The organism is Flavihumibacter cheonanensis (genome assembly GCF_022352215.1).
In the GTDB taxonomy this organism is placed as follows: Bacteria; Bacteroidota; Bacteroidia; order Chitinophagales; family Chitinophagaceae; genus Flavihumibacter; species Flavihumibacter cheonanensis.
In genome coordinates this window covers 473,002-489,673 of sequence record NZ_JAKRWF010000003.1, presented here as the reverse complement: position 1 = coordinate 489,673, position 16,672 = coordinate 473,002, and the positions used below count along the sequence as shown (strand labels likewise).

The window sequence follows — 16,672 nt, the reverse complement described above, 5'->3', positions numbered from 1 at the left end:
CCTTGAAGAACTTATCTGAGCGAACATCTCAGTACATTATTACTGCATTTTGTGGTTTTTATGGCTATACGTTTGTAACTCAACGTACGTCTATGGATTCTTATCGACATAGATTGGATTTTATAGATTGGAGTACTAGAAGAAATTTAAGTTTTGATCAGTTTGTTGATTTTCTATATGGAGATAATTTTACATCTGCTGATATATTATTGCCTTTTCTTAAATACTTTATAAGTAGATTTACTAATAATCCGGATTTTTTGTATCTCATTCTGGGGTTGTTGTTTGGGTATTTCTTTGCTCGTAATGTGTCCATGGTTTACTCTTTTTCGAAAAACAAAAAATTGGGCGTCTCCCTATTTATATTAATAGGATTTATCTATTTAATTGCTCCTTGGGAAATTAATTCTTTTAGATTTTGGATGGCTGCGCATATATTTTTCAGTGCTGCTTTTCCATATTTTATTTTGGGAGAAAAGAGGAAAATTTGGTTAATCGCGGTAACTCCTTTTATTCATTTTTCTTTTTTTTATGCAATTGTTGTTTTTGTTTTTTATAAAATCTTGGGAAATAGAGTAACATTGTATTTTGTACTATTTATAACGTCTTTGTTTATTTCGAATATCAATCCAGATTCCATTAAGAATACACTACCCAAGACAGGAATTAATGTCCTGGAAAATCGAAAGGATGTATATATTAAGGAAATGGAGGATTCCGAAATTGAATCTCAGTCAAAACTTAACTGGTATGTGAAGGGGAGACAAATTCCCTTTAAAATCATTACAGTAGTAATGATTATTTTATATTTTTGGAAAGAAAGAACTAGAATACGAAATTCTGAGATGATATCTCTTTTTTCATTCTCGCTTTTATTTTTGGGATTAAGTTTAATATTTTTTTCTACAATTCCTCAATTTGGCCGTTTTTATAGACTTTCTTTGTTATTTGTTTATTCTTTCTTCTTTGTTGATTATTTTAAGTATCGTCCAAAATTTTATTACTATTTGAAGTATCCATTTGCTTTTTCAGTCTTATTTTATGCAATTGTAGATTCAAGAATTGCACTTGATACATTCAGTATTGACACTTTTCTTTCAAATCCAATAGTTGCAGTAATTTCTAAAACAAATATTCCAACGATTGATTTAATAAAGTAGAAAACTTACTAGTAAATAGATGGAGATTATTAAATTAATTAGGAAAAGTGTTCAAAACATACCCGGTTGGAGTTCAAGGCGTCAAATTGTTGTTTTTGAATCGGATGACTGGGGTTCTGTACGCATGCCAAGTAAAAAGATGTTTAATCGTCTTGTGTCTTATGGTATTAATGCTGAAAATTGTAACTATTTAATGTATGACAATTTCGAAACCAATGAAGATCTGTCTGCATTGTTGGATGTTCTGAAATCTGTTAAAGATAAAAATGGTAATTATGCAAAATTGACTGCTAACGTAATTGTTGCTAATCCTGATTTTGACCGTATTCGTAATTCAGGTTATTTGGAATATTTCTATAAAACTCTGCCTGAAACTATTGAACAGTATCCAGAATCTAATCAACATTTAACAATTATAACTCAAGCCAAAGATGCTGGATTGTTTATTCCGCAATTCCATGGGAGAGAACATGTTAACATTAGCAGATGGTTGAAAGACTTGCAACTCGGAATAAAAGAAACTATTGATGCGTTTGATTGTGATGTTTATGGATTAAGTATGAGTGCAAGATCGTACAAAGGGAAGAATTACCTCCCGGCATTAGATTATGATGATTTTGGATCAAAGCAATTAACATTTGAGTTAATAAAAGATGGGTTACATATTTTTAATAATGTATTTGGCTTTCACTCCAAAACATTTATTGCACCAGCTTATACATGGTCCGACTATCATGAAGTAGAATTAAATAAATATGGTATTGAGGCTTTACAGGGTAATCCGTATCAAAAGCTTCCAAGTGGTGAAAGTAATAATAAAAAGAAATTTCATTTCACTGGCCAGTATAACAAATTGGGTCAGGTTTATCTTGTTAGAAATGCCTACTTTGAACCAACTATTTTGGGCAGCAGTGATGCTGTTAGCCGATGTTTGAATCAAATTTCGAACGCTTTTTTTTGGAAAAAGCCGGCAATTGTTGGATGTCATCGTTTAAATTTTATGGGAGGAATAGTAACTCGGAATCGTACTGAAAATCTTAAGCTGTTTAGACTTCTTCTAAAAGAAATTTTAAGAAAATGGCCCGACGTGGAATTTTTTTCATCAGACCAACTAAGCTCTTTGATAAATAATAAAGGATAGTTAAACCATTACTTCCAGGAGGATCATCATAATAAGAGCAGTTTCATTTCCTATGTGTCTAAACAATCCATGTTTTTTTTGTGAAAAATGCAAGTGAAAATAAAATTTCTGTTTGTTTCGTACTACCATCATTAGGATCTGGCGGTATGGAGAGGGTTATGAGTGAACTTGTTTGGTTCTTGTCAAAGTACGAACGCTATAGTATAACATTATTGATAATGACTAAAGCATCGAAGTTTTATTCGCTCCCAGGTTCAGTACGTATTATTGAACCTGATTTTGATCATAGGCGCTATTCCAGACTAAAATTTACTTCCCTGATTTTCCTATTTGTAAGGAAAGTTCTTAAGAAACATAAACCTCAAGTAGTTCTTAGTTTTGGAGGTAAGTATAACAGTTTTGTTATTTTGGCAAATTTAGGCTTGAAAAGTAAAATATTTGTTTCTGACCGCAGCAGACCTGGTGTTAAATATGGGATACTTCAAAGCATATTAAATCCTATTGTTTACCGATATGCAACTGGAATAATTGCGCAAACTAAGTTGGCAAAAGAATACGTTAAAAGACAAACTAACCATCAGAATATTACGATAATAGGTAATCCGATAAGAATAATTTCTTCAGATCAACAAGTTGCAAAAAACAATATAATTCTTAACGTTGGCCGATTCATTTCAACAAAAAATCAGTCGTTCCTCATTGAATATTTTGAAAAAATATCAGATACTGGATGGGAACTCGTATTTATCGGTGACGGCCCGAAAATTGATTTAGTAAAAAAGCAGGCTAGTGAATCGAAAGTATCCGATAGAATTAAATTTTTGGGTAATATTAGAAATATTGATGACTACTATAGGGCTGCTAAAATATTTGCTTTTACTTCAACTTCTGAAGGCTTTCCAAATTCATTAGCTGAAGCAATGTCAGCTGGTTTGGCATGTATTTCTTTTGATTGCATGGCGGGGCCGTCAGATTTGATTGATGATGGTGTGAATGGATTTCTTATCCCTGAATTAGATCATAATACATATATAAGTAGGTTATCGAGATTGATGAATGATCAAAATTTAATTAAAAGTTTAGGCGATGCTGCTATAATAAAAATGAAAAAATATCATCCGGATGTAATTGGAGATGAGTATTTAAGAACGCTAGAATTGATTTAAATAGATGAAAATATTGATTAATACTGCATCAACTCTTAAAGGCGGGGGGGTACAAGTTGCGTTATCTTTTTTGAATGAATGTAAAAATATTGGCGGGAATAACTACCATGTGATATTAGGTATAACAATTCAAAAACTTATTGATAAAAGTTCGTTTCCCAGCAATTTTTATTTTTATCCGATCAGTTTTAGACCGGCAACCAAAGTATTTTCTTTAAGTTCTCATAATCAGTTTTTCAAGAATCTGGAAGATGAAGTAAAACCAGATGTTGTTTTTACTACTAGTGGTCCTTCCTATTGGCGGCCTAAAGCACCTCATTTAGTTGGATTTAATTTAGCGCATCATATTTATCCTGATTCTCCTTATTTCAAAAAAATAAATCTTTATCGTAAACTAAGATGGAGAGTAAAGAAAATGCTCGCTGTTTATTTCTTTAAACGAGATGCCGACGCTTATGTTGTTCAAACAGAGGATGTTAATGTCAGATTGAAAGCATTACTTAATAAATCAAGCATCTATACAGTATCTAACACAATTAGCAATTTTTATATAAATCCAATTATTAAAAATAACTGTTTGCCTTCTAAGGTTTCTGGCGAATTTCGATTTTTATTATTAAGTGCTTGGTATCCACATAAAAATTTTGAGATTCTTAAGCATATAGTACGTTTACTTCCTTATTCGTATAAATCAAGGGTCCGTTTTATTTTAACGCTTCCTGAAGAAATATTTCAACAAAAATTTGATAAAACATTTTCAGATAATATCATTAACGTTGGTCCTGTTAATGTGGAGGACGGGGCATCATTGTACACGGAATGTGACGCTATATTTTTACCCACTTTACTCGAATGTTTTTCTGCCACCTATGCTGAAGCAATGGTTATGGAAAAACCGATTATTACTTCAGATATGGGATTTGCACACACTGTTTGTGGTGATGCTGCATTATATTTTAATCCCGAATCTCCTGAAGAAGCTTCTCAAACTATATGTATGCTATTAGATTCTACCAGCCTTCAAAAGGATTTGATTAATAAAGGAAAAGAGAGGTTGAAAATATTTGGTACTGCAAAGGAAAGAGCAGAAATATATTTAAACATACTGGATTCAATAAAGAGGAAATAATGGCTGAAAAAAATATTGTCATCGTAAATCAAGCAGTTAATTATCTTACTATAGGCCTATGTAATTCGTTTAACAACCATGGATATAGAGTTACTTTAATTACTGGAAGTATTCACACTCAAGGTGAATATTTGCACAGTAATATTAGCGTAAAGTACATTGCAAAGTGGAAAGAAAAACCTGCATTTTCAAAATTGCGATCTTATTTATGGGGTACAATTCAAATTTGGTGGTTGCTTATTTCTAAATTCAGGAATAATGATGTTCTATTTGTATCAATACCGCCAAATGCATATTTACTATCCATCATTTTACCCAACAGATGTAGTATGTTGATATGGGATGTTTATCCTGATTCATTTAAAATATTGGGCATGGATGAAAAGCATATCCTTTATCGGATATGGTCCTACTTTAACAAGATAGCTTTTAAAAAATCGTATAAAATATTTACTATAGGAGATAGAATGGCTGAATTGCTTGGTCAATATGTTAATAGTGAAAAGTTGTTAATTACGCCTATTTGGTCAATTTTTCAAAAGAATGAGAGGGTCGCTAAAAATGAAAATTATTTTGTTCACAAACATAATTTGATGGATAAGTTTGTAGTGCAATATAGTGGCAACATTGGTATGACTCATAATGTAGAATTACTTGTTGAAATTGCGAAATTATTAAAAGATGAGTCGGATATATTATTTCTAATTATTGGACGAGGACCCCGGGCAGATTCGTTGATTAAATATGTGGAGGAACAGAGGTTGAATAATTGTTTGTTTTTACCATTTCAATCCGATACTGATTTTCCTTATTCGCTTTCTTCTGCAGATCTTGGAGTTGTAATTCTAGATGGCGTTACCTCAAAAGGCAGCATTCCAAGTAAAACGTATAATTTGATGAGTTTCGGAATTCCTATACTATCTATAACCTCTAAAGAGTCAGAATTACATGATTATTCTATAAGATTCAATTATGGTAAATCTTTTGACGGTACCGAACTCAGGAAAGCAGCTGAATTTATCAAAGAAATTAAAATGGATAAGGACATATATAATCAAATGTCTAAAAATTCACTAGAGGCCGCTAAAAATTTTAGGCGAAATAACGCCGACAAAATCATTGAATTGTATATGAATGATAATAATTTATGAGGATCAAAAATGTCGTTAGAAATTTCGTTTGGGACAATTTAAAAAATGTCAGGGGTACTAGAACCAATAAAAAATACATAGCGTTTGCAGTTGATGATTATGGAAATGTTAGAGTAGATTCTAAAGTCGCTCGAAGTGAGATGAATAATAAGGGTTTAAGAATTCACAATATTTTTGACGCATATGATTCTTTAGAGACAGCTCAGGATTTGGAAATGTTATTTGAAGTTCTTCATTCTGTTAAAGATAGTAATGGTCATCCAGCTATTTTTACACCTTTCGCTCTTCCATGTAATCTTAATTTTGAACATATTATCGAAAGTAATTTTGATAGTTTTCAAATTGAAACATTACCGGAAACGTACAAAAAATTAAACCAATCTAAATATTCCAAGACGTGGGAATTATGGAAAGAAGGTATTAATGGAGGTTATTTTGTACCTGCATTTCATGGAAGAGAGCACCTTAATCTCAAATTGTTTATTGAAAAGTTGAAATGTAAGGACCGTGATTTAGTTATTTCCATTTATAATCGTTCATTATCCAGTATAACTTCTGATCGATATCCCACTATATCTTATACTGCAGCGTTTGATTTCTGGCATATTAATGATAATTATGAATTGGAAAATATTATTGAATCAGGAGTCAATTACTTTGAAAAAGTATTTGGCTTTAAAACAAATCATTTTAATGCCCCAGGTGGTAGAGAAAATATAATTCTTCATCGGAAATTGGCCGATGTTGGAATTAGATTCATTGACTCTCCTATTATTAAACGAGAACATCAAGGCGAAGGCAAGTACTTAACCAGATTTAATTATCTGGGAAAAAATACGAAATATGGTCAAAAAATATGTGTTCGAAATTGTGTTTTTGAACCTGCATCCAATAAAACCGATTCGATAAACTTAGTTTTAAAACAAATTGAAAGAGCTTTTTTATGGAATAAACCAGCGATTATTAGTAGTCATCGGGTAAATTTCTGTGGCAATATTTCAGAAGAGAATAGAAAAAATAGTTTAGTTGAATTGTCCACTTTGTTAAAAATGATTGTTAAAAAATGGCCTGATGTGGAGTTTATAAATTCTTCCAAACTTTGTGAAATTATTTTTAATAACAATGAATCTTTATAAGTTATATTTCAAACGTTTTTTTGACTTCTGTATTTCTTTAGTTGCCCTACTTGGGTTGTCTCCCTTTTTAATTTTGGTTTTAATTATTTTAATTGTTTCAAATAGAGGTAATCCATTTTATTTTCAATTTAGGCCAGGTCTTAATGAAAAAATATTTAAGTTGATTAAGTTTAAGTCAATGACTGATAAACGAAATGAATTTGGCGAGCTTTTACCGGATTCATTGCGTATAACGGCTTTTGGTAAATTCCTAAGAAATTACTCAATTGATGAACTTCCACAATTAATAAATGTATTGAAGGGTGATATGAGTTTAATAGGGCCAAGACCACTACTCGTTAAATATTTAGATTTATATTCTACTGAGCAAAAAAAGCGGCATTTGGTTAGACCAGGAATTACGGGATGGGCTCAAATTAACGGAAGAAATAGTATAAGCTGGAATGAAAAATTCGAATTAGACATTTACTACGTAAATAATCTGACTTTTAAATTAGACCTGATAATTTTCATAAAAACAATTATAAAAGTCTTGAAAAAGTCAGGGATAAATCAAAGTGATTCAAGACCAATGACTCCTTTTACCGGTAACAATTAATATGAAAAGATTTATTTATTTAGGTTATTACTTTTATAAAATGGATTGGAGTAAGCACAATAGGTTCATTTCCTATGTGTCAAGAAATACCTCACGTTCAAGAATTTCACTTTTTGTGAGCTCTATTTTAAACTCATTATGGTATAATATTTCAATTCTTGAATACTATCAGTTTCATTTTTATGAGATCCCTAATAACCTTAAATCGAATTATGCTGGTACTGGATTTATGTTTGAATATCAAAAATTAATGAATCCTGAGAAGTTTCGTAAGTTTTTTTTAGAAAAGCATTTGTTTCTTTTTACCTTTAAAAAGTTTATTGAGCATAATTATGTATCTCTTCATGATTTAGGTAATCTTGATTTGAAACTAAATGAAATTTTGGCAAATAGTTCAAAGAAGTTTGTATTAAAAAGCAATATGGGTCAATGTGGAATCGGAATTGAAGTTTTAGATACGGCTCATTATGATTCCACATCAATAATAGAAAGAATGAAGCGCTCTGGTAATGATCTTGCTGAAGAGTTTATTGTTCAACATAATGAATTAATGAGATTATCACCATCCGGACTTAATACAATCAGGATTTTCACACAACTCAATAAGAAAAATGAAGTGGATATAATTGGATGCAGACTAAGAATTTCCGTCAATTCTGTTGTTGATAATTTAGCTGCAGGAAATATCGCAGCTTTTATTGATGAGCAATCTGGAAGGGTAGTTGGCCCTGGAGTATATAGTGATATCACTAGAGAAGCAGTACAAAATCATCCTGTAACAGGTGTAGAGTTAGATGGTTTTCAAATCCCATTTTGGAATGAAACTATTAATATGATTAAAGAAGCTGCTTTGGTTGTTCCTGAGTGCAAGTCCATCGGTTGGGACATTGCTATTACAAATTTTGGTCCTGAGTTATTGGAGGGAAATCATGACTGGTGTAAACTGGTGTGGCAATTACCAGCTCAACGCGGGTTAAAGCATATGCTTATAAAGTATTTGGATTAATAATTTGAATAAATATGGTTAGAATTCTTATTACAGGTGTAGGTGGGCCTACGCCAAGAAGTTTTGCAATAAGTCTTAAAGAATATGGACAAAGAGATGATTATTTCCTTGTAGCTACAGACGTTAACAGATTCTCTGTTGGTTTATATAATTCAGCTCTATTTGATAAATCATATGTTGTTCCTCATTCCACACAGAAGGAATTATATTGGAAAGAAATTGAACGAATAATTCAAGTTGAAAAAATTGATTATGCAGTTATCTTACCAGAATTAGAAGTTATAGAATGGAGTAAAAGGCAAGCAAATGGAACATTACCTTGTAAAGTATTATTGCCAGACATTTCTTTAGCTGAAATTCTTGTTCATAAATCTAAAATGACAGAAATCTTGGGAGAGACTGGTATGGTTCCTGAATCTGTTTCATTTCTTAGAACTGACACTAACTATTTGGACTTAGTAAAACCACTGGGTTATCCTTTTTGGGTAAGAAGTGCATCTGGAACAAGTGGTTTAGGTTCGCTTTTGGTTGAAGACTCTGATGCACTTAAAAATTGGATTCAAATTAATGGTCATGTAACTGAATTCTTAGCGAGTTCCTATTTGCCGGGAAGAAATCTGGCATGTAAATTACTTTACTATAATGGTAAATTAGTGAGAACTGCTTGTGCTGAAAGAGTAAGTTATATTATGTCCAAAGTTTCTCCAAGTGGTATCACCGGTAATACTTCATTTGGTAGACTTATTAATAATCCGGATTTGGTCGATAGATCAATTAAAGCCATGAATATTTTGTTTGACTATTCAAAATCTAAAAAGCACGGTTTTTTTACGGTAGATTTCAAAGAAGATTCTTTTGGAATTCCCTTTATTACAGAGATTAATGTTAGACATGTTGCATTTACGCAATGTTTTGCAGCTTGTGGTGCAAATTTTGCAGAAGATACATTGGATTTACTTTCTGATTCTGAATCTTTTGACAATAATTTAATTCAGTATCAATTTGAAAAGGGAACAATTTTTTTAAGAGATGTGGATGCATTGCCAATCATAATGAATGAGCGCGAATTATTGTAAATACAAATCTAAGGTTAATCGATCCTGGTGCTTATGCATTCTTTTTTGTACATTCTTTTTCATCGTTCTAAACATAGGTAATATTATTACCGTTAATGATAAACCTGAAAAAGCTGATGCTATTTTCTTTTTAATGGGCAGTTTAGTAGATAGGGTCGAGTTTTCAAATTATTTACTTCAAAATAAGTTTACTAAAAAAATTGTATTAGTTGATCCTTCAAATAATTCAAGACAATATTTTAGAGAGAATAATATTCTAATTCCAAGTGATCCTGATTTGATAAAAGGCTTATTATTTAATAAGGGTATTGACAGTTCAATAATTACTGTTCTCCCGGGACCTTCTTCCAGTACTTTAGATGAAGCATTGGCATTTTATGAATATTGTAAACAAAATGATGATTTAAAAAAGGTATTATTAGTTACATCTAGTTATCACTCAGGGCGTGCTAGATATATTTTCAACAGAGTTTTTTCCAACGGTGGAAAGTTTATCCAATTTTCAGTTCCCTATAATATTTTTTCCAATTATTCCCCTGAATATTGGTACCTGTACGAAGCAAGTATATTATTCACAATAACCGAAACTTTAAAATGGGTTTCTTTTATTTGTTGGAAGCAGTGGTTTATTTAAATGGTGATTTTATGTTTGCACGAGGAAAATACTGGTTTATTATTTTTATAATTTTAATTTCTTCTGGGACTCTTTTTTCACAGCAGACTGTTGTAGATAATTTGGAACAATTAACCAATTTTGAAACAAATAATAGTACAGTAGTTTTTGTAAGTGATGCTGAATCGGGTGGTTTGTTTTATGTATCAAAAGCAAACATTCAGCCTGATTATGGTATAGTTTTCCCTAGAAAAAATGGCGGGATTTGGGTTAGACATTTTAATAAAGCATTAGGTGTTAATGTAGCTTGGTGGGGAGCTAAAGGAGATGGATATTCAGATGATATTGAAGCTTTCGATCGAGCTACAAAATATTGTCTTGATCATAACCTGATTTTAAATTTACCATCAGGTGTTTTTAGGATTTCAAAGCAGTGGGTCATAGGAGCTAAAGCTACGAATGAAACCACACTTTTAAATAATGGTTACAGTATTTCCGGAACTATTAATATCAAAGCACACGAGATGGCAAGAGCCTTAAGCCCTTTCATTGTTAGAGGTTCAACCAATACATGCATATATGGTGATTTTGATACTGACAGTCTAACTGCTATCGTATATTATGGAATAAAATCGAATGGATTACCAAAACAAAAATCTAATGCTCATTACACACATGAGTTTTCTAATATAGGATTCTACGGGAAGGGTTTTTTCGATGGTATTAAACCGAAAATTCAAATTACTAAAAAGAAATCAAATAAACAGATAGGTTTAGCGCTTGTTTACGGTACTAACATAAAGATAACTGGTTGCACTTTTAACTCATTGGAATATGGAATGGTTGCAAATACTATTTACTTCAGTTCCATTACAAATTCTCATTTTGAAAATTGTTTTACAGGCATTCACACCTTGTTTTCCAATTCAAACTTGATTCAAAATGTAAGTGGATTTTACAACAAAGTATTTATAAATATTAGGGGTAGTCAGATTGTTATCAATAACATGAATAGCGAGTATTGTGAAACAGCTTTGATTTTCTCAGGTATAAATTTAGTTCTTAATGGAGTGTATTGTGAAAATCATAATTTGAATTTGCCTAATAATTCCCAATTGATTTTTGGGCGATCTGATGGCAACAGCAAATCTTCCAAATCATTAACAACAGGTGTAGTAATAAATGGCATGACATTAACTGCCGGAGGAAGAGACGTTATTATGCTTGCTGATGACATGCGTACTTTAAATATTAATGGAAGCAATATTAATGGCAAAATAATAACAAGAAATAAAGCTAACAAAATCATTCTATCTAACACAATTGGGGGACTTAACGTTATTGGACCTGCTCAAATAATTGATCAAAGATGATGTTTTTTAAACCCGTTAATTGAAACTGTTCGATTGTGCCCTTAGAGAGGATGATGTATATTTTTCTAATTAGGATTTAAGTAACAAGTTACTTTCCATTTAGTTGTAAGCAATAAATGAATCTCTTGTTATTTATGTTGACATATAAATCAATTCTGAAGCTAGTACTTTAGATTATCCGTTTACAAAAGAAAATGAACTGTTATGTAAGAATTTCGGGAAGAGTGTTATTATGAGATTTTCATTGACACCTACCCAGTACAAGAACCTCTATGCAATTTGTCTTTATTTACTTACATGGTGAAAAGATAGAAAATTACTTACTTAATCAATAAAATTTCGTAGAATAGATGAGTAGAATATGGTTGTCTTCCCCTCACATGGGTGGTCAGGAAGAAGTGTATGTTAAAGAGGCTTTTGATACAAATTGGATTGCCCCTCTCGGGCCCCATGTTGATCAGTTTGAAAAAGAATTAGCTACTTATACAAAGGTTGCGCATGCCGCAGCGTTGTCATCTGGAACGGCGGCACTACATTTAGCTTTAATTTTATTGGGTGTTGGAACCGATGATTTTGTTATTTGTCAATCAATGACCTTTTCCGCATCTGCGAACCCTATCCGGTACCAGGGGGCGATCCCTGTTTTTGTTGATAGTGAACCAGACACTTGGAATATGGATCCCAATGCACTTGAGGATGCTGTTAAATTTTGTCTCGCCAAAAATAAATTACCCAAGGCGATTATTCCAGTCCATTTGTATGGAATGCCAGCCAAAATGGACGAGATTTTAATAATTGCAAAAAAATATCAGATACCAATTATTGAAGACGCCGCTGAAGCCTTGGGTTCCACGTATAATCAAAATCCATGTGGAGGTTTTGGTCATTTTGGTGTTCTTAGCTTTAATGGAAATAAGATTATCACAACAAGCGGTGGAGGAGCACTAATTAGTAATGATAATAGTACGATTCAGAAAGCTAGATACCTTGCTACACAGGCTCGGGATCCAGCCCCACATTACCAACATTCGGAAATTGGATATAATTACAGAATGAGTAATGTTTGTGCAGGTATTGGTAGAGGGCAACTGGAAGTCCTTAATCTCCGTGTTCAACAAAGGCGGCAGAATTTTGAGCAGTACCAATCAAGAATGAAAAATTTACCTGGTGTTGCATTTCAACCTGAACAACCAGAATCATTCAGTAATCGCTGGTTAACTGCACTGACAATTGATCCAGCCGCATGTAAAGGGCTGAATCGGGAAAAAGTTAGACTAGTACTTGAAAAAGAAGATATTGAAACAAGGCCACTTTGGAAGCCAATGCACCTGCAGCCTGTATTTGGTGGGTACCCATATTTTGGCGGTATCGTATCAGAAGCATTATTTACAAATGGTCTTTGCCTTCCCAGTGGTTCCAATTTATCGGAAGATCAATTCAATCGGATATTTTTCCATTTACTTCCTTTATGGCAATAATTTTGCATACTCCTATCTGCAGTAAGTCATCGTAGATTTACTATAACTTATTATAGTTGGGCCCCTCAAAATAAAAAATTCTTTATTTGACTTTTATTACTACTTATTTAAGTAGATTTAATACGTAAAGGATTGTTATTTTTGCTGTGGCTTTCCGTGAAACCTTATTATGCAAAATCAACTACTTAAAGAGCTGACACCGAGGTGGATCCTGTTCCTTATTGAAACTTTTTTCCTCGTGTTTGCTTTCTGGAGTGCAATTTACCTCTCCAACAGGCTAAGTATTTCCCTTAGCACGCTTTGGGAATATAAATATGCTTTCCTACTCAATGCAGCTATTGGTATTACAGGTATGTGCCTCTTTCATACCTTCTCCGGTATCGTCCGTTTCTCAGGTATCCGGGATATTACCAGGGTTGTGAGTTTTGCCCTCTTTCAGCTCGTTTCCTGGCTGATTATCAGTGCGTTAACTGCCTCCATTGGCATCTTTGACAATGTTCGGCTGGAACTCCTACTGATTAACTGTTGCCTGGTTACCTTCCTTTTCACAGGCTTTCGCATTTTTGTAAGAGAGGTTTTTCATATCTCCGGCAATTTCCACAAAAGCAAACAACGCAAGCGCCGTATCATGATTTATGGCGCCGGTGATATCGGTCTGGCCACTAAAAAAGCACTCGAAATTGACCAGGATACCAAAATGCAGATCATCGGTTTCCTTGACGATAGTTATTCTAAAGTGGGGAAAAGCCTGGACGGTGTGAAAATTTATTCCCCGGAACTGGCCTTTCGCAAACTCATGGCACACCATAAGGTGGATGAAATGATCCTGGCTATTCGCAACCTGCCCGCCGAACGTAAAGAACGTCTCTTTGAATTCTGTTCTGCCCGAGGTGTTAAGGTTACTATCATTCCACCCCTTCAGGAATGGATCAACGGTATTTTCAGAATTAATCAGTTAAAAGAACTTACCATCGAATCCCTGCTCGAGCGAGATGAAATAAGTATTGATAACATCAGCGCCAAACGGACCTATAATGAAGCTGTAATGCTGGTTACCGGAGCTGCTGGTTCTATTGGGAGCGAAATCTGTCGCCAATTGCTGAACTACCCGGTGGTTCAGCTCGTATTGCTTGATCAGGCTGAATCTGCCCTTCACGATCTTAAACTCGAACTGGAATGTTTGAATAAAAATGTCGATATCTGCGTTGAAGTGGCTTCCGTTCGTGATAAATACCGGATTGATAGCATATTTGATCGCTATCGTCCAAACTTTGTATTTCATGCTGCGGCCTATAAGCATGTTCCAATCATGGAATACTTCCCGAGTGAATCCGTGTTGACCAATGTGAAAGGGACTCGTATAGTTGCCGACGCTGCGGTCAAATTCGAGGTGAAGAAGTTTATTATGGTATCCACCGATAAGGCAGTAAATCCCACTAATATTATGGGAGCCTGCAAACGTGTGGCGGAAATGTATATCCAGAGTCTTTCTGATCGCTCAAAAACAACCAAATTCGTTACCACCCGGTTTGGAAATGTGCTGGGCTCCAATGGCTCAGTAGTACCATTGTTCAAAAAACAAATTCTACAAGGCGGACCGGTTACGGTTACTCACCCCGATGTTACCCGCTATTTTATGACCATCCCCGAAGCCTGCCGCCTGGTACTGGAAGCAAGTGTTATGGGGCAGGGAGGTGATATTTTCGTATTTGATATGGGCAAGCCGGTTAAGATTGTTGACCTGGCCCGCAAAATGATCCGCCTGGCTGGTTACACCCCAGGAAAGGATATGGAGATCAAATTTACCGGCCTGCGTCCCGGTGAAAAGATGTACGAGGAATTGTTCAAGGAATCTGAAGAACTTCTGGCAACTCACCATCCGCTGATCATGAAGGCACGTAAAACCAGTATTGATCAGGAATGGCTAGAAAAAGAAATCGGAGAGCTGGTGGAAGCGGCTTTACATCATAAACAACAGCGTATACGCCAACAAATTAAAGCACTTCTGCCTGAATACCAGGAACAGGTGATAGAAGCCTAATAAATAATTAGAGAATTTTATTTGAGTATGTCAATTGTTTTGGGAAATTTCCTCTAAACAGTTGACATTTTTTTTAAACGTAATCTAGGCATGTTATTTAATTCAATTGACTACGCAATATTTCTTCCAATTGTTTTTGCATTATATTGGATAATTCCACCAAAAAAAATCCAGCTTCAAAATATACTTTTATTAGTATCCAGCTACTTTTTTTATGCTTGCTGGGACTATAGGTTTTTATTCTTATTGATGTTCTCAACATTGCTTGATTATGTAAGTGGGCTAAAAATGGGTGATACAAGTTCTCCCGGCTTAAGGAAGATATGGTTTTGGTCGAGTGTATGTATTAACCTTGGATTTTTAGGCATTTTTAAATACTATAATTTTTTTGCAGCATCTTTTGCTGATCTGTTAAATTCAGTAGGATTTCAGGTTAATTTCGGTCTACTTGAAATTATTCTTCCTGTTGGAATTTCATTTTATACGTTCCATGGATTGTCATATGTTATTGACATATATAATGGCAAGATCGAGCCAGAAAAGAATTTAATCGACTATAGTCTTTTTGTTAGTTTCTTCCCATTGCTGGTGGCTGGTCCTATAGAAAGAGCAACACATCTTTTACCTCAACTAAAAAAAGAAAGAAATTTTTCTTATTCAAATGCAGTTGATGGCTTAAGGCAAATCTTATGGGGTTTATTTAAAAAAATTGTGATCGCTGACAACTGTGCTGAGATTGCAAATGGTATTTTTAATAATTCAACTGATCAATCAGGCAGTACACTTCTTGTTGGAGCAATATTATTTGCTTTTCAGATTTACGGAGATTTTTCAGGTTATTCAGATATAGCTTTAGGAACAGCACGATTATTTGGCATTAATTTACTTAAGAATTTTGCTTATCCTTATTTTTCTCGTGATATTGCTGAGTTTTGGAGAAGATGGCATATTTCTCTTTCAAGCTGGTTTAAAGATTATTTATACATACCATTGGGGGGGAGTCGTGGTGGAATAATTATGAAGTTGAGAAATACATTTATAATTTTTCTAGTAAGCGGCTTTTGGCATGGTGCGAATTGGACATTTATATTTTGGGGCTTTTTGCATGCTATATATTATATTCCATTGTTGCTTTCTAATAATAATCGATCAAATCTGGAAATAGTTGCAAAAAGTCGTATTCTACCCAGTTTTAAGGAAGTAACACAAATTATTGGAACATTTGCATTGGTTTGCTTTGCATGGATTTTCTTTAGAGCAAATAATATCCAACATGCATTTGAATACATTTATGGCATATTTAATAGATCATTTTTTTCTATTCCAGCTGAGTTTTATTCGCGAGAATTTCAGGTATTAGCCGGGTTAATTTTTCTCCTCATTTTAATTGAATGGGCTGGGAGAGAAGATGAATATGCATTAGCAAACCTTGGATTTAATTGGTACAAACCCATAAGAATAACTTTTTATTATTTCCTAATTACGCTGATATTTTTCTTCGGAGGAAATGAACAGCAATTCATATATTTTCAATTTTAATAATGAAGTATTTTATTAAGAATTTGTTCCTGTTTTCTGTCCCATTATTAATATTTTTCTTACCT

14 protein-coding genes are annotated in these 16,672 nt (G+C 33.5%); all 14 read left to right on the top strand.

All coding sequences use genetic code 11. The features are described from left to right. The first annotated feature begins 92 nt into the window (after positions 1-92). Positions 93-1,160: an EpsG family protein gene (locus MD536_RS16005; protein WP_239601951.1), complete on the top strand. Its 1,068-nt coding sequence runs from the start codon at positions 93-95 to the stop codon at positions 1,158-1,160. A 19-nt stretch (positions 1,161-1,179) separates the two neighbouring features. After that, positions 1,180-2,301, top strand: coding sequence for a hypothetical protein (locus MD536_RS16000; protein ID WP_239601949.1), 1,122 nt, complete (start codon positions 1,180-1,182; stop codon positions 2,299-2,301). 80 nt (positions 2,302-2,381) lie between these two features. Continuing rightward, a complete protein-coding gene (locus tag MD536_RS15995) occupies positions 2,382-3,467 on the top strand; it encodes a glycosyltransferase (RefSeq protein WP_239601947.1) in 1,086 nt (361 codons plus the stop codon). 4 nt (positions 3,468-3,471) lie between these two features. After that, positions 3,472-4,596 carry a glycosyltransferase gene (locus MD536_RS15990; RefSeq protein WP_239601944.1) on the top strand — a complete coding sequence of 375 codons (1,125 nt, stop codon included), beginning with the start codon at positions 3,472-3,474 and terminating at the stop codon, positions 4,594-4,596. Continuing rightward, positions 4,596-5,747, top strand: a complete 1,152-nt coding sequence (locus tag MD536_RS15985; protein ID WP_239601941.1) for a glycosyltransferase family 4 protein — start codon at positions 4,596-4,598, stop codon at positions 5,745-5,747. Before MD536_RS15990 ends, MD536_RS15985 begins: the two co-directional genes overlap by 1 nt. Then, positions 5,744-6,883: a hypothetical protein gene (locus MD536_RS15980; protein ID WP_239601938.1), complete on the top strand. Its 1,140-nt coding sequence runs from the start codon at positions 5,744-5,746 to the stop codon at positions 6,881-6,883. Before MD536_RS15985 ends, MD536_RS15980 begins: the two co-directional genes overlap by 4 nt. Beyond that, positions 6,870-7,481, top strand: a complete 612-nt coding sequence (locus MD536_RS15975; RefSeq protein WP_239601937.1) for a sugar transferase — start codon at positions 6,870-6,872, stop codon at positions 7,479-7,481. The genes MD536_RS15980 and MD536_RS15975 overlap by 14 nt, the downstream gene beginning before the upstream one ends. Position 7,482: 1 nt before the next feature. Beyond that, a complete protein-coding gene (locus tag MD536_RS15970) occupies positions 7,483-8,487 on the top strand; it encodes a sugar-transfer associated ATP-grasp domain-containing protein (RefSeq protein WP_239601935.1) in 1,005 nt (334 codons plus the stop codon). 14 nt (positions 8,488-8,501) lie between these two features. Beyond that, positions 8,502-9,563, top strand: coding sequence for an ATP-grasp domain-containing protein (locus MD536_RS15965; protein ID WP_239601933.1), 1,062 nt, complete (start codon positions 8,502-8,504; stop codon positions 9,561-9,563). After that, a complete protein-coding gene (locus MD536_RS15960; RefSeq protein ID WP_239601930.1) occupies positions 9,544-10,197 on the top strand; it encodes a YdcF family protein in 654 nt (217 codons plus the stop codon). Before MD536_RS15965 ends, MD536_RS15960 begins: the two co-directional genes overlap by 20 nt. Continuing rightward, the gene (locus MD536_RS15955; RefSeq protein ID WP_239601927.1) at positions 10,173-11,549 is read left to right on the top strand and encodes a hypothetical protein; all 1,377 of its coding nucleotides are present in this window, start codon (positions 10,173-10,175) and stop codon (positions 11,547-11,549) included. Before MD536_RS15960 ends, MD536_RS15955 begins: the two co-directional genes overlap by 25 nt. Before the next feature lie 350 nt (positions 11,550-11,899). Further along, complete coding sequence (locus MD536_RS15950) at positions 11,900-13,027, top strand: aminotransferase class I/II-fold pyridoxal phosphate-dependent enzyme (RefSeq protein WP_239601925.1); 1,128 nt, start codon at positions 11,900-11,902, stop codon at positions 13,025-13,027. A 169-nt stretch (positions 13,028-13,196) separates the two neighbouring features. Then, complete coding sequence (locus MD536_RS15945; protein ID WP_239601922.1) at positions 13,197-15,068, top strand: polysaccharide biosynthesis protein; 1,872 nt, start codon at positions 13,197-13,199, stop codon at positions 15,066-15,068. A gap of 90 nt (positions 15,069-15,158) precedes the next feature. Further along, positions 15,159-16,607, top strand: coding sequence for an MBOAT family O-acyltransferase (locus MD536_RS15940; RefSeq protein ID WP_239601919.1), 1,449 nt, complete (start codon positions 15,159-15,161; stop codon positions 16,605-16,607). Positions 16,608-16,672: the final 65 nt, after the last annotated feature.